Annotated in this window: 19 protein-coding genes; 7 read left to right on the top strand and 12 right to left on the bottom strand. The window is 42.3% G+C overall.

Features of this window, described 5'->3' with window-relative positions:
- The first annotated feature begins 110 nt into the window (after window positions 1-110).
- A complete protein-coding gene (locus FPL27_RS05080; RefSeq protein ID WP_143960055.1) occupies window positions 111-602 on the top strand; it encodes a hypothetical protein in 492 nt (163 codons plus the stop codon).
- A gap of 246 nt (window positions 603-848) precedes the next feature.
- On the opposite strand, the gene FPL27_RS05085 is transcribed toward FPL27_RS05080, so the two are convergent.
- From FPL27_RS05085 to FPL27_RS05135, 11 genes are all read right to left on the bottom strand, one after another.
- Window positions 849-1,262: a hypothetical protein gene (locus FPL27_RS05085; RefSeq protein WP_143960056.1), complete on the bottom strand. Its 414-nt coding sequence runs from the start codon at window positions 1,260-1,262 to the stop codon at window positions 849-851.
- Between the two features lie 170 nt (window positions 1,263-1,432).
- Window positions 1,433-2,104, bottom strand: coding sequence for a 3'-5' exonuclease (locus FPL27_RS05090; protein WP_143960057.1), 672 nt, complete (start codon window positions 2,102-2,104; stop codon window positions 1,433-1,435).
- Window positions 2,101-4,050 carry a DUF294 nucleotidyltransferase-like domain-containing protein gene (locus tag FPL27_RS05095; protein ID WP_143960058.1) on the bottom strand — a complete coding sequence of 650 codons (1,950 nt, stop codon included), beginning with the start codon at window positions 4,048-4,050 and terminating at the stop codon, window positions 2,101-2,103. Before FPL27_RS05095 ends, FPL27_RS05090 begins: the two co-directional genes overlap by 4 nt.
- A 74-nt stretch (window positions 4,051-4,124) precedes the next feature.
- Window positions 4,125-6,017 (bottom strand): acetate--CoA ligase, encoded by a 1,893-nt coding sequence (gene acs / locus FPL27_RS05100; RefSeq protein ID WP_143960059.1) that lies wholly within the window; start codon window positions 6,015-6,017, stop codon window positions 4,125-4,127.
- Window positions 6,018-6,041: 24 nt separating this feature from the next.
- Window positions 6,042-6,398, bottom strand: a complete 357-nt coding sequence (locus FPL27_RS05105) for a response regulator transcription factor (RefSeq protein ID WP_143960060.1) — start codon at window positions 6,396-6,398, stop codon at window positions 6,042-6,044.
- Entirely contained in the window at window positions 6,373-9,129 is a 2,757-nt protein-coding gene (locus FPL27_RS05110; protein WP_143960061.1) for a sensor histidine kinase, read from the bottom strand. Before FPL27_RS05110 ends, FPL27_RS05105 begins: the two co-directional genes overlap by 26 nt.
- Entirely contained in the window at window positions 9,122-9,328 is a 207-nt protein-coding gene (locus tag FPL27_RS05115) for a hypothetical protein (RefSeq protein ID WP_143960062.1), read from the bottom strand. The genes FPL27_RS05110 and FPL27_RS05115 overlap by 8 nt, the downstream gene beginning before the upstream one ends.
- Before the next feature lie 157 nt (window positions 9,329-9,485).
- Window positions 9,486-11,189: a sodium:solute symporter family protein gene (locus FPL27_RS05120; protein WP_143960063.1), complete on the bottom strand. Its 1,704-nt coding sequence runs from the start codon at window positions 11,187-11,189 to the stop codon at window positions 9,486-9,488.
- 46 nt (window positions 11,190-11,235) lie between these two features.
- Window positions 11,236-11,523, bottom strand: coding sequence for a DUF4212 domain-containing protein (locus tag FPL27_RS05125; protein ID WP_143960064.1), 288 nt, complete (start codon window positions 11,521-11,523; stop codon window positions 11,236-11,238).
- Window positions 11,524-11,535: 12 nt separating this feature from the next.
- Window positions 11,536-12,981: a porin gene (locus FPL27_RS05130; RefSeq protein WP_143960065.1), complete on the bottom strand. Its 1,446-nt coding sequence runs from the start codon at window positions 12,979-12,981 to the stop codon at window positions 11,536-11,538.
- Between the two features lie 142 nt (window positions 12,982-13,123).
- Window positions 13,124-13,543 carry an IS1/IS1595 family N-terminal zinc-binding domain-containing protein gene (locus FPL27_RS05135; RefSeq protein WP_143960066.1) on the bottom strand — a complete coding sequence of 140 codons (420 nt, stop codon included), beginning with the start codon at window positions 13,541-13,543 and terminating at the stop codon, window positions 13,124-13,126.
- Between the two features lie 214 nt (window positions 13,544-13,757).
- Here FPL27_RS05135 and FPL27_RS05140 point away from each other — a divergent pair, with 214 nt between their 5' ends.
- From FPL27_RS05140 to FPL27_RS05160, 5 genes are all read left to right on the top strand, one after another.
- Window positions 13,758-14,183 carry an SRPBCC domain-containing protein gene (locus FPL27_RS05140; protein WP_143960067.1) on the top strand — a complete coding sequence of 142 codons (426 nt, stop codon included), beginning with the start codon at window positions 13,758-13,760 and terminating at the stop codon, window positions 14,181-14,183.
- Between the two features lie 178 nt (window positions 14,184-14,361).
- On the top strand, window positions 14,362-14,580 hold the full coding sequence (locus tag FPL27_RS05145; RefSeq protein ID WP_185974302.1) for a sigma factor-like helix-turn-helix DNA-binding protein: 219 nt from the start codon (window positions 14,362-14,364) through the stop codon (window positions 14,578-14,580).
- Window positions 14,581-14,669: 89 nt separating this feature from the next.
- The gene (locus tag FPL27_RS05150; RefSeq protein ID WP_143960069.1) at window positions 14,670-14,924 is read left to right on the top strand and encodes a DUF6364 family protein; all 255 of its coding nucleotides are present in this window, start codon (window positions 14,670-14,672) and stop codon (window positions 14,922-14,924) included.
- The gene (locus FPL27_RS05155) at window positions 14,921-15,334 is read left to right on the top strand and encodes a type II toxin-antitoxin system VapC family toxin (RefSeq protein WP_143960070.1); all 414 of its coding nucleotides are present in this window, start codon (window positions 14,921-14,923) and stop codon (window positions 15,332-15,334) included. The genes FPL27_RS05150 and FPL27_RS05155 overlap by 4 nt, the downstream gene beginning before the upstream one ends.
- Window positions 15,335-15,407: 73 nt before the next feature.
- Window positions 15,408-15,908, top strand: coding sequence for an ArsI/CadI family heavy metal resistance metalloenzyme (locus FPL27_RS05160; protein ID WP_235893370.1), 501 nt, complete (start codon window positions 15,408-15,410; stop codon window positions 15,906-15,908).
- 43 nt (window positions 15,909-15,951) lie between these two features.
- Here the strand turns inward: FPL27_RS05160 and FPL27_RS05165 are convergent, their stop codons facing one another.
- Complete coding sequence (locus tag FPL27_RS05165; RefSeq protein WP_143960071.1) at window positions 15,952-16,884, bottom strand: DUF6089 family protein; 933 nt, start codon at window positions 16,882-16,884, stop codon at window positions 15,952-15,954.
- A gap of 258 nt (window positions 16,885-17,142) precedes the next feature.
- On the opposite strand from FPL27_RS05165, the gene FPL27_RS05170 reads away from it, so the two are divergent.
- Complete coding sequence (locus FPL27_RS05170) at window positions 17,143-18,684, top strand: bifunctional GNAT family N-acetyltransferase/carbon-nitrogen hydrolase family protein (RefSeq protein ID WP_143960072.1); 1,542 nt, start codon at window positions 17,143-17,145, stop codon at window positions 18,682-18,684.
- Window position 18,685 lies beyond the last annotated feature (1 nt).

Genomic DNA, 18,685 nt, shown 5'->3' on the forward strand with positions numbered 1-18,685 from the left:
GGCATCTACACGGTAAGAGTAACCATTCCTTCGAGCCAGCAGACCGTTTCTAAAACAATAATCCTGAACGAAAGTCAAAGAAAATTGGCTGATTTATTCGGTTTTTAGCCTTGGGTGTCCCAGCGCTGAAAACAGGAGATTATTCGCATATAAAAGGTTGGGGGATTGATGCAGACCCAAAAAATGACCCCACTTACCCCTTGAAGAATCGCACCAATGAAGAACACAAAGGCTATAATTGGGAGCGGCCTAAACAGCAACTTGTAAATATGGAAGTGTTAAGGTCTATAGAAAGGCCGAATATTTCGGCAGTATTTGGGACATCCATGCCTCCTACCGGTTTAAGCGGCAAGCTCCGAAGATTTGCTTTCCAATTTAGCGAAAATACTTATACCCACTGGCTTACTTTGATTTTTGCCGATAGAGTTAATGAGTATGAGGGAATTGTTGATGATTTAAAAAATGGATATATCCCAAATATTTTTGCAGAAAAGGGGTGGAAAGCAGAGTGGCGACTTAAACCTGAAAGATTAGCCATCAAAATAGGTACTACAGCTGCAATCATTTCCGCTGTAATTACAATAATGGCGAGGAAAAAATGATCAATTAAAATGACCAGGCCCGAGGCTTCCATTTAGTAATAAGTGGGGGCCTCTTTTTTATAAATAGCTTGATGTTTTATTTAAAAGTATTTTTTTTAATACACATCCATCTTAAATTTTCTAGATAGAGGATGATCTAACCGTAAAAAATATAGAATCTCTGAAGGGTAATGGGGTTTTAATATAAAATAGGATAAAAAAAAATATCCCGAGCCTATAATAGACCCGGGAGGAGTTTGATTGGTTTTATTCGCCAAATTGTTTTTCCCACTGAAGGAAAGACTGATAAGAAACATGATTCTTTTTGCTGAAATCAGCTTTATTGGCGTATTTGTTTTGATTGGACTGCCAGTCTTTGATCAAGTCACGCTTTTCATCATCAGTCAATCTTTTTCTTCTTCCGCCGGCTGCTGGACTACCACCAGTAATAGCGTTTAGAAGTTTGTTTAGTTGGTTCAACTCTTTATTGTCTGATAAATCTATACCGAAAGAGTCTTTAAATGCACCGATAGCAGTGTTTTTAGATGAAGTAAGGGTAACATTTACACCTGACTTGCTGGCTTGTTCCAAGGTGTATTTTTTCCCTTGGCTATCAACTGCCATCATTTCATCACTTTCTAAATCAGCTGTGATTTCTTTTAGTTTTTCTAATGTGTTCATTGTCTGTAATGGTTTTAAAAATATATTCTAATTAATTCATTTAATTTCAGTTTACCAAATTATATAAATAAAAATATTTTAAAAAATCATAAAAACCATTTTAAAGCTAGTTTCCATGGCTTAAATGATGGCTTTTAAAACTTAATTTAAACGCTAAACTATAGAATAAACTAAAGGTGGGAATACTTGGTAATGCCTTTGTTTTCAGCTGATTTAAGCAGTTTCATAAATAGTAAAGCTGTCAACATAGCATCACCAGAAGCAGTGTGTCTATCATGTAAGGGGATATTGTATCTTTGGCAAAGGGTATCTAAACTATACTCTTCACTTTTGATAAAGGATGGATTGTAATGATATCCTTTTTCAAGCCTGACAGCTAATTCTAAAGTATCAACAGTTTTATTGTAGATTTTCTTTAAACCGAAGGGTTTATAGGTTTTTTGAAGCATTTGTAAATCAAATCCAATATGATGGCCTACAATAATATGATTTCCGACATAGCTAAGGGATTGCTTGACAAAACTTGAAAGCTCCTTTGCACCTTCTTTATTTACAATTTCATGCACAGAGAGCGCCTCACTCTTTACTAATGGGGCTTCCACATAGATTTCTAATAAATTATTTAATTGGATCTGATAATTTTTGACTTTTAGGGCTCCAAAAGATAAAATGTAATCCTTATTAACATTTAATCCAGTAGTCTCGGTATCCAAAACACAAAAAGTAAGTTGGCTTATGGGAGTGTCGGGATTGGTTTTGGATCTGAATTTATTTTCATACTCCTGAACAAACGCTGTTTTTGTGATTTCTTCTTCCCATATTTTTTTCCACCAATTTTTCATCCCTTAAAGTAATCTAGTTGAAACCGTACTCTGAGCAAGGCCTGAAGTTCATCGATAGGGTAAAAAGCATTCTTTAATAATTGCCTTTGTAGTTTTCCTAACTTGGATGGCTCTATATATCTGCCAGTGGAATCAGACTTTAACCCCTCTATGGCACGTATCCTCATCAGGATTTCATAAGCCTTTGCTGCCTCCAAAAATATTTCTTTATTTCTAGGTTCAACTTCAGCTAATTTTTCAAAACGTTTAAATGTATTATTGACATCGACCATTTTGTGACTCAAAACCAGTAATCTACCAATATCGGTTAAGGGCATCATGGCTCTCATTTTTATATCGAACTTGTCTCTATGCTCTCCTGATTTTTCAACTACGAAATTTCTAAAAAAACCCAAGGGAGCCGGATTCATGATTGCATTCTTTGCAAGAAAATTTAGAAAAATAGATTTGCCCTCAATTTCTTGATATATATGCTTGGCCATAGCTTCAGACAGTTTTTTTTGTCCATAGATGGGTCTAAAATCGAAAAATATCGCAGAGTGAATCAAGGATTCCTCGGTTGGGTTGCTAATCCAATCGGTGAAATACTTTTTCCATTGAGAAAGGGGCTGACACCACTTTGAATTGTTTGCCATCATCTCTGCCGGACATGGATGAAAACCGCAAGCGAGCAATATGTCAATTACGGACTGAGTGAGTTCTAGAAGGTATGGTCTGACCAATTCTTCGGTTTCCTTATCCAAATCTTCATACACCAAGGCATTATCTAAATCTGTGCGCAGCAATTGCTCCTCTCGGCCTTCACTTCCAAGAGAAATAAAGCAAAATTTGACCTTTTTGACCTCTTCAGAATATTTTCCCTGAAGTTCGCGCCTAGATATTTCGATTGCCCTTTGAATGATCAGGTCATTTATCTCAGAGATTATATTGGATACGAAATCCATAGAAACCTCATTTTCAAGGTAATATTTAAGTAATCTTTCTGCCCGATTTCTGATTTTGGCCATTTCCTTCACTTCCCAAGTGTTCATAAGGCCATGGGTAAGTACTGCTGGGCTGTTGCCTTGAGCTAACAAAATATCATGATCGGAAATAATCCCTACTACTGGAGTTTCTGCCGTACCATCTTCTGTGAAAATAAGGTGGTGTAGCTTTTGTCTGACCATGGTCAGGTAGAGGTCTGGGAAATTGGCGTTTGGTTTCATTGTTGTTAGAGGGCTGCTCATTATCTGCTCGACTGGGGTTTCGTAGGGCAGTTTTTTTGCAACCAGCCTGTTGCGAAGATCCTTGTCGGTGATTATGCCTAAGGGCAGCTTGGATTCATCCACAATGATGATAGACCCTACACCCCGCTCAGCCATCTGAAGGGCGGCTGTATGACAACTTTCTCCCACTTGACAAGTCAATACCTGTTGTTTGATTTGGACGTCTGATTGGCCAGTAAATAGGAGCAAACCGATATCTTTTGTTGGAGAACCCAATATGCTTCTGGCATGCTGGGATTTGGATAGGTCATTGCGGACGACCACTTGCCCGGATGCAAACCCAGCTGCAAAATATAGAGCCACTCGGTTGTTCTCTTTTAGGATGCTTTCAAATATTTGAACGGGTATTGCGTAAACAAGGCTGTTTTCCGCAGCCTGCGCATTAAGTCTATAGGGACGCCTCCCCATTAGTGCCATTACCCCAAATACATCCCCTTCGTCACATTTTTCATAAATTTCCTGACGACCATCAATGCTCTGGGTGAGATGAATTTCGCCCTCCTTGAGTACGAAAAAACAATCCTGGGCAGGTTCACCTTGTTCAAAGAGATATTCGTGTTGGGCAAAAAAACGGATTTCCACCGAGGTCGCCACCACCTCCAATGCTTGGTCATCCAAAAAGGAAAAGGGCGGGTAACTCTGAAGGAATTCCCTGACCCTGTTTATAATTACATTGGCCATATGGTTGAAGTTAAAGAAAGTTTGAAGCAAAAAAAATAGGCACACCTAACATTTTGGTGTGCCTTAGTGGTGAATTATTTTCGCCCTTCGATGATTTCGGTTACCACATCTGGGTCCAGTAAAGTGGAGGTGTCTCCCATGCTATCGGTACTTCCTTCAGCCACCTTTCTCAGTATCCGTCTCATGATTTTTCCTGAGCGGGTTTTAGGCAGGCCTGATACGATCTGGATTTTGTCGGGTTTGGCAATTGGTCCGATAATCTTGCTGACCGTGTCCTTGATTTCGTTGATCAAGTTCTCCTCAGTCCGGTTTTTCATGTCAGAAATCACATATGCATAGATCCCTTGACCTTTAACTTCATGCGGATATCCCACTACAGCGGATTCGATTACCAGAGGGTGTTCGTTGATCGCATTTTCAACCTCAGCGGTACCCATTCGGTGGCCGGAAACATTGATGACATCATCCACACGGCCTAGAATTCTGTAGTAGCCGTCATGGTCTCTTTTGACACCATCACCGGTGAAGTACATACCTTTGTAGGTAGAGAAATAGGTTTGCTTGCAGCGTTCGTGGTCACCGTAGGTGGTCCTCAACATACCTGGCCAAGGGAAACAAATACATAGATTGCCTTCCACAGAATTTCCGGTCATGACCTTTCCTTCCGTGTCCACTATGCAAAGTTGGATGCCTGGTAGGGGTAATGTGGCGTAAGCAGGCTTGGTAGGCGTAATTCCCGCCAAAGAAGACACCATGATGCCACCGGTTTCGGTTTGCCACCAGGTATCAACAATAGGACATCGGGTTTTTCCCACGTGGGTGTGATACCAGTGCCATGCCTCCTCGTTTATGGGTTCACCCACAGAACCTAGCACTTTCAAGCTGCTGAGGTCATAGGGTTCAATAGGATCGGTGCCATATGCTTGAAGTGCCCGTATGGCAGTAGGGGCGGTATAGAACTGGTTGACCTTGTATTTCTCACATACTGCCCAAAAGCGTCCTGCATCCGGGTATGTTGGCACTCCTTCAAACATAACTGAAGTTGCTCCAGCCAATAAGGGTCCATATACGATGTAGGAGTGACCCGTGATCCAACCAATATCCGCAGTGCACCAGTAAACATCCCCAGGGGAATATTGAAACACATTTTCAAAGGAATATTTGGTGTAAACCATATAACCACCGATCGTGTGAACCACCCCTTTTGGCTTGCCTGTAGAACCTGAAGTGTAAAGGATAAAAAGCATGTCCTCACTGTCCATTATCTCCGCCGTGTTAGTATCCTCTTCCCCTTCTATAACCTCATGCCACCAATAATCGCGACCTTCTTTCATGGAGATGTCTTGGCCAGTTCGCTGATAAACAATAACGGTGTCTACAGACGATTTTTCTAACGCCTCGTCAACTAAGCTCTTTATCTCAATTTTTTTGTTACCCCTGAAATTGCCGTCCGAAGTTAAAATGGCTGTGGCCCCACAATCGTTTACACGATCTGCAAGGGCTGAAGAACTGAAGCCGGCAAAAACCACCGAGTGGATGGCTCCAATACGGGCACAGGCCAACATGGCCACGGCTGCTTCAGGTACCATCGGCATGTAAATAATGACCCTGTCACCTTTTTTGATGCCTCTGGCTTTCATGGCGTTAGAAAATCGGCAGACATCATGATAAAGCTGTCTATAAGTAATGATGCGGTTTTCCTCCTCGGGATCGTTAGGCTCCCAAATGATTGCAGGGCGATCTCCGATGGTATAAAGGTGCTTTTCAAATATGTTTTCGGTGATGTTTACTTTGGCGTTCACAAACCATTTGACATCCGGACCTTCAAAGTCCCACTCCAATACCTTGTCCCATCTTTTTTGCCAATGGAAAGAATCAGCTATCCTGGCCCAGAATTTTTCCGGCTCGGTGACTGATTTTTGATATTCATGGAAGTATCCGCTAAGGGTGTGGATTCTATCACTCATAAGTTTTTCTAAAGTTTATTTTGGTTAATTGATTAAAGCTTTGACTTGGTTGAGCAGGTTCTTGGTGGAAAAGGGCTTGGTCAAATACAGGTCAGCCCCAATGTTTTTTCCCTTCTCAATATCCTGCTCCTTACTCTTGGCAGTGAGGAATATCACCTTGACTTCCTCGTGGTTCTTTTTGAGGTGCTGACAGACTTCATATCCATCCACCTTGGGCATCATGATGTCCAAGATTACGACCTTAGGCGTGGACTGCTCGATCAGCTCCAGCGCCTCTTCACCATCTCGGGCGATCAATACTTGGAACCCCTCTTTCTTGAAGAGAAACTCTAAGGAGAGCAGGATGTTGGGTTCGTCATCTACTATGAGTATTCTGTTCATTTTCTGAATTGATATTATGAGAACTTTTATTTTCTATGGCCGGAAAAATCAATTGGAAGCAGGTATGGTTGCCCTTTCTTTCCATTTTGATACTCCCTTGATGGTAATCCATTATTTTCTTTGATATGGCCAGACCTAGACCGCTGCCGATGGGCTTTTTGCTAGTCTGGTTTTTTGCTTGGTAAAACTTGTCAAATATGTAAGGAATATCCTCTTCAGGCACGCCCTTGCCATCATCCAAAACCTCCACAATTACCTGACCATTTACCAAAAAAGCTCTTAGACACACCTCTGCTGAGGCAAACTTGGCTGCATTGCTGAGTAGATTAAGGATGACCTGCTTTACACGATCTTCATGGGCATTGATCAAAGAATGATGGAGGTCCAACTCAATGTCTAATTTGATTTTCCGGTCCTTGAATACCTGTGCCATGCTATCGCAGGCTTCCAAAAGCAGGATGCTAAGGTCTACAGGTTGAAATTCCAGTTCTTGCTTGCCAGAGTCAAACCTTTCGAGGTCCAAAACTTGATCAATCATCCGTGTCATACGGTCGGTTTCCTGAATGATGATACCCAAAAACCTATTTCGGTCCTCCTCAGGTAGGTCTTCATCCTGTAGTATTTCCGAAAACGCCCTAATAGAGGTAATTGGAGTTTTCATTTCATGTGTGACAGTGGAGATAAACTCATCCTTAAGTTTGTCATTTTCAATGAGGCTTTGATTCATTTTCTGCAATGAATTTGTGGCCTGCCTCAATGCCTCACTTTTTTCCTGAAGCTCTTCGTTGAGATGCTTGAGTTCCTGAGTTTCCTTGAGCATGTCGAGTACTTCTGTCATGGAAATTTCCTCCTCTTTCACCACCGATGCTACCATGATACGAGCAGAGGCTGATCCAATAATGCCTGTTAAGAGTCTCTCTGCGTAATTTACGAATTCAGGGTCTGCTTTGATTTTGTCATCCACTCGTTTACCGCTGACATCCACATACTGCTGCATGGCCTCCTGTGTTTTTACCTCTCCAAGGAAATTAGCCAATAGGCTTTTTAAGTCTCTGATATAGGCCTGCCCTTTCCAGATGATGGAAGAGTCGAGAATCGTGCTGTATTTGAAAATATCTACAAAAACAGCTGCCTGATTATGTTCTTTTGAGGTTTGCTTACTAATAGCTGAAATGAATAGGTAACAGAAAAAATTCGGCAAAAGGCTGAAAAATAGCCCGTGAGTGATGTAGCTCATTTCCTTAAAACCAAATAGAGAAACAGGTATAAGGAAACTTAACCCAAACGGGCCCTCAGTCATAATACTATGTGGTAGGTAACCTGCAGAAATTATGGTAGGCACCACCAATGTGTAAAACCAAAGTACAAAACCGACCAAGATTCCCGTCAAAGCTCCCACACGGCTACCTTCTTTCCAATAGATGCCACCTAAGATTGCTGGGGCCAACTGGGCAATTGCTACAAAAGAAATGAGACCGATAGATACGAGACTAAATTGGGCACCCACTATTCTATAATAAATATAGGAGGATAGAATAATGGCTAAAATGGAAAATCTTCTCGACCAGATTAAAATGTTGCTGAAATGGTGTTGGTTTCTTTTCTGAAAATTATGGTTAAGCAATAATAAAGGCATGACCAGGTTGTTGCTCACCATAGTGCTCAAGGCGATTGAGGCGACGATAATCATGGAAGTGGCCGCCGAAAATCCCCCCAAATACACCAACATGGCCAGCCAATCCTGCCCTACTGAGATGGGCAATGCCAACACAAAAGTGTCTGCATCCACATTTCCCCAACCGAAAGTCACCAAGCCACCAAGCGCTATTGGCAACACAAACAGGTTGATCAGTAAAAGGTACAGCGGGAAAAGCCACATGGCGGTATTGAGGTGACGTTCTTGGGTGTTTTCGATCACTCCCATCTGAAACTGCCTAGGTAAAAATAGAATAGCCATCATCGAAAGCATAGACATCCAAAACCACTCGGAAACCCCGTGTTCCCCTTGAAGTACAAATAAATTGTCAAAACCTCGTTCCGCGGCCTGACTGAAAATTTCGGCTACTCCGTCAAATATAAAATAGCTGACAAACACTCCGACCACCAAAAAGGCCAACAGTTTGAAAAGCGACTCGAAAGCAATGGTCATCACCAAGCCTTCATGCTGGGCGGTAGCTTCAATGTTTCTGGTGCCGAAAAGAATAGTAAACAAAGCTAGCCCCAAGGCCAAATAGAAAGCCGTGTCCTGGAAAAATGGCGCAGCGTTTTCCTGAAACCCAGCTAAGGGGGACTGCAAGATGTCAAATGAAAGAGCCACCGCCTTAATCTGTAGGGAAATGTAAGGGATGATTCCCAAAAGACAGAAAAGAGTTACTATACTGCCTAGTGAAATGTTCTTCCCATATCTGCTAGAAATGAAATCGGCAATAGAGGCAATTCTTTGGACTTTTGAAATCCGGATGATTTTGCGCATCACCAGCCACCAAAGTGGGGCTATCAGACTTGGACCTATGTAGATGGTGAGAAATTCCAGCCCGTTGCTTGCCGCTCTACCAACTGAGCCATAGTATGTCCAGGCAGTGCAGTAAACAGCCAGGGAAAGGGAGTAGATTACCGGATTAGAGGAGAGTTTTTTGTTTTTAAAAGAAGAGCGCTCCGTCAAGTAAGCAATCGCAAAAAGCAATGCCAGATAGCCAAAAGAGAACAATATGACGGTCACATTACTAAACATCCTTAGTGGAATAACGGCTTACAATAAGTAAAGTCAACCCAATCAACAATACCCAATTAAAAAACACCATCAGATAAAGCACAGGAATTCCCATCACTGTAGCCTGTACATTGTATATGGCAAGGATAGGGTAATTCAACAGAGCCATTCCTAACAGGAATAGAATCCCTAAAAACTGATTTTTTCTGTATTTCTTCATTTTGCTTTTGACCTCAAACCTAATTTACCTAAAATATGCTGGTAATTCTATTTTTCTGACCTAGTTAAGGCCGAAGATTAAGGTACGGAATTTTGAATAGGCAACCTCCGGGGATTACATCACCGGAGGTATACCCATTTAATAGAATTGTGGGGGATTAATGGTCGTGAGCCCCGCCGGCTCCTCGTGGAATTCTGATTTCCTGAATCATATCCTGCACGGATTGTGGCGGGGCAGGGGTGGCTTTGGATACCACATAGCACATTATAAAGTTTATAAGCATGCCGAAACTGCCTATTCCTTCAGGAGATATACCAAACCACCAGTTATCGGAACTGACCGCTGCTTCAGACAGGCCGAAGAGGTTTTGGCCAAATTTGAAATAGATAATGTAAGCCAAGGTGAACACCAAACCTGAAATCATACCTGCGATAGCACCTTCCTTGTTCATTCGCGTGGAGAAAATACCCATGATGATAACAGGGAAGAATGATGCCGCAGCTAGACCAAAGGCAAAGGCCACCACTTCTGCGACAAAGCCAGGAGGGTTAACTCCGAAATAACCCGCAAACAATACCGCTCCAGCAGCTGCCGCACGCGCAATTCGAAGTTCGTTTTTCTCGGACATTTCAGGTCGGAAGGTCCTGAACAAGTCACGGGAAACCGAAGTGCTGATTACCAGTAGCAAACCTGCAGCGGTGGACAATGCAGCAGCCATACCACCGGCGGCTACCAGCCCCACCACCCAGTTGGGAAGATTGGCGATTTCCGGATTAGCCAAAACCATGATGTCTTTATCTATGTACAGTTCGTTGTCAAATGCGTTAGCCGTGTAATTTACAATTCCATCCCCATCTTTGTCATTGACCATGATTAGGTTGGTTTTGCTCCATGTGTCAACCCAAGCGGGCAACTCGTCAACAGGTTTGTTAGCAACGGTTTCAATAGTGTTATAGATGCCAAATGCGGCAACCGCTGGGGCTGTAGTGTAAAGGATAGCAATAAATACCAAAGCATAACCAGCCGAAAGCCTTGCGTCCTTAACCTTAGGAACTGTAAAAAACCTGACAATTACGTGTGGCAAGCCAGCGGTACCTACCATTAGTGCCAAAGTAATGGCAAAAATATCGGTCATGTCTTTCTGTCCGCTTGTATATGCGGTGAACCCTAGTTCAGTTAACACACCATCAAGTTTGTCGAGCAAATGCGTGCCATCTGCCACAGTGTCTCCCAGACCCAGTTGCGGGATTGGGTTGCCCGTGAGCTGAATGGAGACGAAAATTGCTGGCACCATATAGGCAAATATCAGCACGCAATACTGGGCTACCTGGGTATATGTGATGCCCTTCATCCCGCCGAGCACAGCGTAAAAGAACACAATACACATCCCGATAATCACCCCTGTGTTGATGTCCACTTCAAGGTATCTGGAAAACACGATGCCTACGCCCCTCATCTGTCCTGCCACATAGGTGAAGGAGATGAAAAGTGCGCAGATTACGGCCACCACTCGCGCTTTGTTGGAATAATAGCGGTCGCCAACAAAATCAGGAACGGTGAATTTGCCGAATTTTCTTAAGTAGGGAGCAAGCAAAAGGGCCAAGAGGACATAGCCTCCAGTCCAGCCCATGAGATATACTGAGCCGTCGTATCCAACAAAAGCGATGATGCCGGCCATTGAGATGAATGAGGCCGCCGACATCCAGTCAGCTGCGGTTGCCATACCATTGGCTAGAGGGCTGACTCCACCTCCGGCAATATAAAATTCTTTGGTAGACCCTGCACGGGACCAGAGGGCAATGCCAATGTATACGGCAAACGAAAGGCCTACCAATATGTATGTCCAAGTTAAAATTTCCATGGTGTTTTGATGTTTTGAGAATTAATTTTTTAAGAATTCAACCTGCTTATTGTTCATTCACGTCAAACTCTTTGTCTAGCTTATTCATACGATACACATAGATGAAAATGAGGACAACAAATGTGTAAATGGAACCTTGTTGGGCAAACCAGAAGCCGAGCTTGAATCCGCCCATTCTGATTTCGTTAAGAGGTTCGACGAGTAGTATGCCGAACCCAAAGGAGACGACGAACCAGACCACCAAAAGGTAAAGCAGGGTTCTGAGATTCTTTTTCCAATATGCCTTTGCTGAAAGGTCTTTTGGGTTTTCTTTTTCGATTGTTTTAGGTGTCATGTTATTTTGGGATTAGAGGAAAATATGAGTTTGTAATATCCACTCTCCGGCAGTGCTGGATTTGCGGAAGTTTTCAAAGATGGGTCTTTGGCTGTATTGTAAGGTTATTTTTGCTTGGTGGGAATTGATGTAATAATTCATACCCAGGTCGTACTGCCAAGTGGTGTCTTCAAAGTATTCGAAATTTTTATGGGTAATGGCGCCAAATGGCTGGAGCTTGCCCTTATCGCCCAGGATTTGGTACGGCAGGAGAAGTCCGGCATTTGTGTAAAAGATGTTTCCTGTGCCGATTGTGGGTTGTGCGTTTCCCGGCCCATTCTGGGTCGTGCCGCCATATCCAACATTCATGATGCCCACATTTCGCATGTAATTTGGCCCGAAGTCATATCTATAATAGACTGTATAGGCTGTCAGTGCCGTGCCTGAGGCCCTTGATAGGGGCAGGTCCAGAAACGCATCAATGCTTGCTAGGCTAATATCGTGAAGCTGTTGTTCTCCGCTGCCATTGGCCGAGCTGGTAGCCTTGGGGTGATGGTGCCAGCCGGCTCCGATGTTGAAAACTTTTTTGGTGCCTAAGTAAGTGCCGACGAAGAATGGAAGTTTGTTGTTCTCTTTTTCCAAAAATTGATAAGCAACGTAACCTTGAGTAGCCCAATTGTCATTCACTATATTTGCAGATACAGGGCGCTGGCTAGCCTCGTCATATCTTCCGCCTTGACCAACTGAAAATGGTTTGTTCAGAGCGAACCTATAGTCCCATTTGCCCACTTGGCCTTTGGCGTAGAAGCCGAACTGTCGAGCAAATTGGTCGGTAAGCTCTATCAAGGGCCAGTTAAAAATTGGCGCATCAATTGTCATGAAGTTTAGGGTACTTTGGCTGGTCATTCTGGAAATTCCATTCCAGTAATGTAGGCCCATGCCCATATAAAGCTGGTCTGTAACTTTGTATTCGGTCCAAATATCATGGAAGAATAGTTGAGGCTTTTTGGCGGAAAGTCCGATTGCAGCGCCCTCGCCTGTTTCGGGGTTGACGGTCACTGCTACATTTCCCGGATTGCCAGTCATCCCGCCTCCTGGCACGCCGCCGTTGATAAAAGTCTGGTTGTTGATGCCCCAGTGAGTCAAAATCAAAAACCTAGGGGAAATTTCCGCATAGGCCAGTACCCTTGCTCTGCGGATCCCTATGTCGGTGGATTGCCGCGAAGGTCTTCCGTCGACCGAAGTCGTGCCTGGGTTGTTTTCAGTCACTCGTGCCCACATCTGGTTCCAGAAAAGGAACCTGATGTACTTCGAGCCGTCGTCGCTCAATTTTAAGGTTAGCGGCTTATATGTATGGTCTACAAAATCACCGGATTTTATATCCTCCGTGGGGAGGGGGATGGTGTCCTGAGCCATTCCGTCCAGACACAGTCCGAACAGCAATACCATGCCGCCAAGCAGGTATTTGAAAGAGTTCATGGTATTTTGGGTTTGTTGTTACGACTGATTGGTCGGGCCCGAACAACTAGCGAGAACTAATTTCAGAAGTTGTAAAAAGAAAGAAAAACAGGAGGTATATATTTGTTAAAAAAATATAGTTAAAAGAAGAATCTTCTGTTAGTTAGTTTTTGAATCTTTCCCACTTGATAACCATAAACTTGTCCCCAAGCTCGGTTACCAACATGCCGGTATCTGTTAGATTGGCCTTCTCGCTCATGAAATTGACTAATTCTTTATGGTTAAACACCTTGTATGTCGGCCGGTAATCCAGATTTTCAGGTGCTTTAATTTTATATTGTTTCACCCAGTTCATGACCGAAACATGGCTTACTCCCAAGATTCTTTCGATTTCTCGATAGCTGATTCCTTCAATGTAAAGCTGCAGAGCTTTTACTACATAGTACTTGTCAATTGACTTCCCAATCTTGTTGACCGAAAAATGATAATTGCATTTTTTGCATTTATAGCGCTGTCTTCCTCCTGAAAAGCCGCTTTTTACAACTTTTGGGTTTTCACATTTGGGGCAATTTGGCTTTTCCATATGGGCTAAATGAATAGATATACTAAATTAGCGAAAGTATGTTATTTTAGCAACAAAGTAGATTGTCAGGATTGTAATTTGTTTTTTTCCAAATATCCATTGGTTTTAATGTGTTATCGCTTAGGTATTTTAAGGGTTAAATAGATTTTTACAGTGCTTTTATTTGAGTGATCTTACACTTAAATTTGTATGGTACTCAATTTTTTTGAATGTTATGGAAATCAAAACCGAAATCACTATCAATGCCCCAAAGGAAAAGGTTTGGGGAATTTTAACTGACTTTGAAAAATACTATCAATGGAATCCATTCATAATTAAAAGCCAAGGAAGGGCGGTGGAGGGCAGCTTTCTCACCAACACCATGGTGAATGGGGACGGAACTCTGACTTTTAAACCACAGATTCTGAAAGTAGAGGAAAACAGATATTTTGATTGGAAAGGAAAGCTCTGGGTAAAGGGCCTTTTTGATGGCCATCATTATTTTAAAATTGAGGAGCTAACTGAAAGCCAAGTTAAACTTGTCCATGGGGAAAATTTTTCAGGGCTTTTGAGTGGTATCATTTTGAAAAAAATTGGGGAACAAACCCATAATAACTTTATCAAAATGAATCAGGCTATAAAGAAAAGAGCAGAGGGCTAAATCAAAGCCTGTTTATATTTCAATGTAAAATCGAATTTTTAATTGCATTTGGATCACCAACTATTTTCACTTATGGCAATAAATAAATCCGCTGAGATGGCAAACTGTGATGTGGCTGCATTGTGGATGGAGCACAAGGAAGGCCTATTTGCCGGAGGCTTATTCCATTCCTTTGAGGATGGCAGACATTGATGGGATCAAGCAGAGTGATATTGCCGAAAAGTTAGGACTTAACCTTTCTACGACTAAGAGTCGAATACAGCGTGCAAGGCAGATGCTCAGGGAGGAGTTTTTGACTTGCTGCCATTTGGAAACAGACAGAAAGGGGAATCTTATAGGATTTGCAGTTAAAGAAAGTTGTAAGCCTTTACAGGAGTTAAAGAAACGCCAAACATAATCTGTGAATTTTTTTAGGTCTGATTATCAGTGTGTTGATTAATACGTATAGATTATATAAATTTGTAGTATAACTTAAAATTAAAGGTCATGGATTCTAAAATCACACTTTCATTTGATAAAGATACCATAGAGAAGGCTAAGGCATTTGCTGAGGCACATAATATTAGCCTATCAAGACTGACAGAGTTTTTGTATGCTCAGATTACCAGTGGAGATTACAAAAGTCTCGATGAGTTGCCCGTGTCTGATTGGGTGCATGCCGTGGCTGAAGGTCAGGCTGAATACCACACCAAATCCAGTCGCAAATCCCTCAAGGAGGATTTCTTTAAGTCCCGCAAATGAAAATCTTTTTAGATGCCTGTGTGCTGGTGTCGGTGTTGAACCAGGAATATCCCCTGTTCAGCTATTCTTCCCGAATCTTAAGCCTTACTGACCATCCCAAATTCCAAGTTTACACGTCTCCTATTTGCTTGGCCATTGCTTTTTATTTTGCAGAAAAGAAAAGTGGGACCGTGGTGGCCAAGAAAAAGATTTCGCTTCTTTCTTCCAAGATTAAAATTACACCTGTCGACCAGGATACAGTAAGAAAGGCATCAGAGGATAAATCCGTGGAGGACTTTGAGGATGGGCTTGAATATTATGCTGCAATCGAATCAGGGTGTAAGATTATTGTAACTGAAAACCAGGGAGACTTTTATTTTTCCAAAATAGATGTTTTGGGCAGCAAAGATTTTTTGAGAAGTTATTTTTAAATTCTTTGCGTCTTTTTTTACTCTTCGGCGTCTTGGGTTTAGAAATTATCTAAAACCTAAAAAAATCAAGACCATGAAACGATTCCACGTTCACGTGAGAGTGAAAAACCTCAGCGAAAGCATAGCTTTTTATAATGCTTTATTCAATACCGAAGCTACGGTAGTCAAGCCAGACTACACCAAGTGGATGCTTGAGGATCCAAGGATTAATTTTGCAATATCCAACGGACATGCTGAAAACGGTATAGAGCATTTGGGGCTTCAGGTTGAGTCTGAAACTGAACTTGCGGAAGTTTATGCAAATATGGAAAATGCCAAAGGGAAGGTGTTTGAGGAAGGGGAGTGTACCTGCTGTTATTCCAAAACCCAGAAATCCTGGGTTACCGACCCTCAGGGAGTCGATTGGGAAGTGTTCTATACCCACGGTACAGCGACCGTATATGGGGAAGGTCTTAATGCTAAGGCATCCCCAGAAATGATGGCAGACTGGTCAACCAACGAAAACAAAACAGTAAAAACCGCTATCCCCGTAGAGCCGGAAAAAGCTTGTGACGGGAGTTGTGAACTGCATTAAACTTAAATAGGCTTTTCCACTGCGGAAAAGCCTATTTTGCTTTTTACCAATACCTATAGCTTCGGCGTCTGTGCCTTAACAGCCAGTTGTCCCAGATATCGTGAGTTAGGTAAATTTCCATTCCAATATTAAAGGTCATAAAACCATCATATCTATTTTCTAGACCGCTACCTCTTCTTATCCGGCCACCATTGGACTCTATAGCTTCTATATCAGGATCACCAAATCTGTTCATGAAATTTGGGTTTCGGATCGCCATTCTTAACCGCATTTGGTTGCCTTCCTCTGCATTCAGGTAATCGGTTATTAATTCCTCGTAAAAATCACTGACATTGAAAGCACTTACATCATCCAAGTAATCAGTAAGGGTGAATCTATAATTAGCCTCCAAAAACAAATCTACCCAAGGTGTGATTTTATATTTGACGCCTACTCCCATGGGGAAAGTCAATACTGCGCCCGGATAGGCCTGCCCTTCGGTGCGAAGGGGGCGAAGGGCCACCCACTCGTTTCTGTAATACCCATATGGATTATTGGTGCTCACCCCCAACCCCGCAAAGATGTAGGGGTTAAGAAAAGAACGATTGTGGCTATATAATTTGACGGGCTTGAGGTAATATTCTATAAGGGCGGCTCCTTCAAAATTTCGTGCCCTGAAATTAAGGTTTCGGTCGATGCGCTGACTACGAGGATCTGCCATTTTATCGTCGCCGGAGATCTGGTAAAACGTAAGGTCAAATCTTGCCCGAAGCCTTGTTCCGAAAGTGTACTTAGCTGACACAGCCACATTGTAGTCCGGCTGAATACCCTCGTTGTATTTCCATAAGGAATAAAGCTCTCCGAAGTATTGGGTGGGGCCTGCGTGGATGGCAATAGACCATGGGTCTTCAAACTTGAAGCGGTAAAGGCTTTGCCCAAAAGCATCCTGTAAACAGAGAGGAAGCAGCAACAAAAAAATGGCTAAGGGCCTTTTCATTCTCTTCAAAATTTCCACACAAGTCAATGAAAAACAATTGTTATTAAAGATATTATATTATTCCGAAAGTTGCTCGAAAATATGAACAAAAATGGACTAAAAGCTCTTAACAATGAGAAAATTTTGCAAATTATTTGAAAAATTACATAAGTTGATGGAAAGGCAGGGTTATTGAATAATTTTTGGTCAAAACGGGACTTCCGAAGGGTCCTTTTTAATTTTTTCTAATAATCCTGAAGAAATACTTAATTTTGAACCATGAGTAAGCAAAAAGAAGAATTAGAACATAGGCTTAAGCTTCGAAATATTAAGCTTTCTGATTATAACGATATCCGGGACATCATGACTTCCATCTACAAAAACCAGGGTGGGGCATGGACGAAGGAAGAACTGAAAAACCAGCTGAAGGCCTTTCCGGAAGGCCAGATTTGTATAGAGGATAACGGCAAGATCGTAGCCGCAGCGCTTAGTCTTATCGTTGATTATTCCAAATTCGGGGATAACCATACTTATGACCAGATTACCGGATATGGTAAATTTGATACCCATGATGATGATGGGGATACTCTTTATGGTACCGACGTGTTTGTGGACAAAGAATACCGTGGTATGAGACTGGGAAGAAGGCTTTATGATGCCAGAAAGGAACTTTGTGAAAATCTGAATCTACGGTCTATCATCGCCGGAGGAAGGATTCCAGGTTACAGTAAGTATGCAGACCAGATGACCCCTAGGAAATATATAGACTTGGTCAAGAACAAGGAGATTTTTGACCCAGTTCTCTCCTTTCAGATTGCAAACGAGTTTCACGTAAGAAAAGTAATCACCAAATATCTCCCCGAGGATACCGATAGCCGCGCTTATGCGACACTTTTGGAATGGATCAACATCTATTATGAGAAAGAGGAAAAGCTAATTGGCAACAAAAAATCAATAGTAAGGCTTGGCCTAGTGCAGTGGAAGATGCGACGTTTTAATAACGTGGATGACCTGATGCAGCAGGTGGAGTTTTTCGTGGATACGGTGTCGGGGTATAAATCTGATTTCTGCCTTTTGCCGGAGTTTTTCAACGCACCGCTTTTGGCAGAATTCAATGATATGGATGCCTCTGAGGCCATCCGTAACCTTGCAGATTACACAGAGGAAATTGTTACCAGGATGAGGGATTTGGCCTTATCATACAATGTTAACATTATCGCAGGCAGTATGCCGGAATATGATGGCAAAAAACTAAGAAACGTATCCTACCTCTGCCGCCGTGACGGTACTGTGGACAAGCAATATAAACTTCACATCACACCTGACGAACAAGCTTACTGGGGTCTTCAAGGTGGGAATGGCATCAAGGTTTTTGATACAGACGCAGGTCGAATCGGAATTTTGATCTGTTATGATGTAGAGTTCCCTGAGCTTGGAAGAATCCTCGCCGAACAGGAAATGGACATTTTATTTGTGCCTTTCTGGACAGATACTAAAAATGCTTTTCTCCGTGTAAGTACTTGTGCCAAAGCTCGTGCAGTAGAAAATGAATGTTATGTTGCTATTACAGGCTCGGTGGGAAACCTTCCAAGAGTTGAAAACATGGATATTCAGCACTCCCAAGCCTCGATATTTTCTCCATCGGATTTCTCATTCCCACACGATGCGGTAATTGCCGAGGCTTCACTCAATACCGAAACTACCATTGTGGCAGATGTGGACCTTGACCTGCTTACAAAGTTACGTAAGGCGGGAAGTGTTAGGAACTTGGAGCAAAGAAGATTAGATCTATATTCCATTCACTGGAAGAAAAATAAATAAC

It is taken from the genome of Litoribacter populi (assembly GCF_007483685.1).
In the GTDB taxonomy this organism is placed as follows: Bacteria; Bacteroidota; Bacteroidia; order Cytophagales; family Cyclobacteriaceae; genus Litoribacter; species Litoribacter populi.

Coding starts and splice junctions, on each gene's coding strand:
- FPL27_RS05130 (WP_143960065.1), bottom strand. CDS start 12,981: ATGAACTCTTTCAAATACCTGCTTGGCGGCATGGTATTGCTGTTCGGA.
- FPL27_RS05135 (WP_143960066.1), bottom strand. CDS start 13,543: ATGGAAAAGCCAAATTGCCCCAAATGTGAAAACCCAAAAGTTGTAAAA.
- FPL27_RS05150 (WP_143960069.1), top strand. CDS start 14,670: ATGGATTCTAAAATCACACTTTCATTTGATAAAGATACCATAGAGAAG.
- FPL27_RS05145 (WP_185974302.1), top strand. CDS start 14,362: ATGGCAGACATTGATGGGATCAAGCAGAGTGATATTGCCGAAAAGTTA.
- FPL27_RS05115 (WP_143960062.1), bottom strand. CDS start 9,328: ATGAAGAAATACAGAAAAAATCAGTTTTTAGGGATTCTATTCCTGTTA.
- FPL27_RS05110 (WP_143960061.1), bottom strand. CDS start 9,129: ATGTTTAGTAATGTGACCGTCATATTGTTCTCTTTTGGCTATCTGGCA.
- FPL27_RS05165 (WP_143960071.1), bottom strand. CDS start 16,884: ATGAAAAGGCCCTTAGCCATTTTTTTGTTGCTGCTTCCTCTCTGTTTA.
- FPL27_RS05140 (WP_143960067.1), top strand. CDS start 13,758: ATGGAAATCAAAACCGAAATCACTATCAATGCCCCAAAGGAAAAGGTT.
- FPL27_RS05105 (WP_143960060.1), bottom strand. CDS start 6,398: ATGAACAGAATACTCATAGTAGATGACGAACCCAACATCCTGCTCTCC.
- FPL27_RS05125 (WP_143960064.1), bottom strand. CDS start 11,523: ATGACACCTAAAACAATCGAAAAAGAAAACCCAAAAGACCTTTCAGCA.
- FPL27_RS05095 (WP_143960058.1), bottom strand. CDS start 4,050: ATGGCCAATGTAATTATAAACAGGGTCAGGGAATTCCTTCAGAGTTAC.
- FPL27_RS05160 (WP_235893370.1), top strand. CDS start 15,408: ATGAAACGATTCCACGTTCACGTGAGAGTGAAAAACCTCAGCGAAAGC.
- FPL27_RS05170 (WP_143960072.1), top strand. CDS start 17,143: ATGAGTAAGCAAAAAGAAGAATTAGAACATAGGCTTAAGCTTCGAAAT.
- acs (WP_143960059.1), bottom strand. CDS start 6,017: ATGAGTGATAGAATCCACACCCTTAGCGGATACTTCCATGAATATCAA.
- FPL27_RS05085 (WP_143960056.1), bottom strand. CDS start 1,262: ATGAACACATTAGAAAAACTAAAAGAAATCACAGCTGATTTAGAAAGT.
- FPL27_RS05155 (WP_143960070.1), top strand. CDS start 14,921: ATGAAAATCTTTTTAGATGCCTGTGTGCTGGTGTCGGTGTTGAACCAG.
- FPL27_RS05120 (WP_143960063.1), bottom strand. CDS start 11,189: ATGGAAATTTTAACTTGGACATACATATTGGTAGGCCTTTCGTTTGCC.
- FPL27_RS05090 (WP_143960057.1), bottom strand. CDS start 2,104: ATGAAAAATTGGTGGAAAAAAATATGGGAAGAAGAAATCACAAAAACA.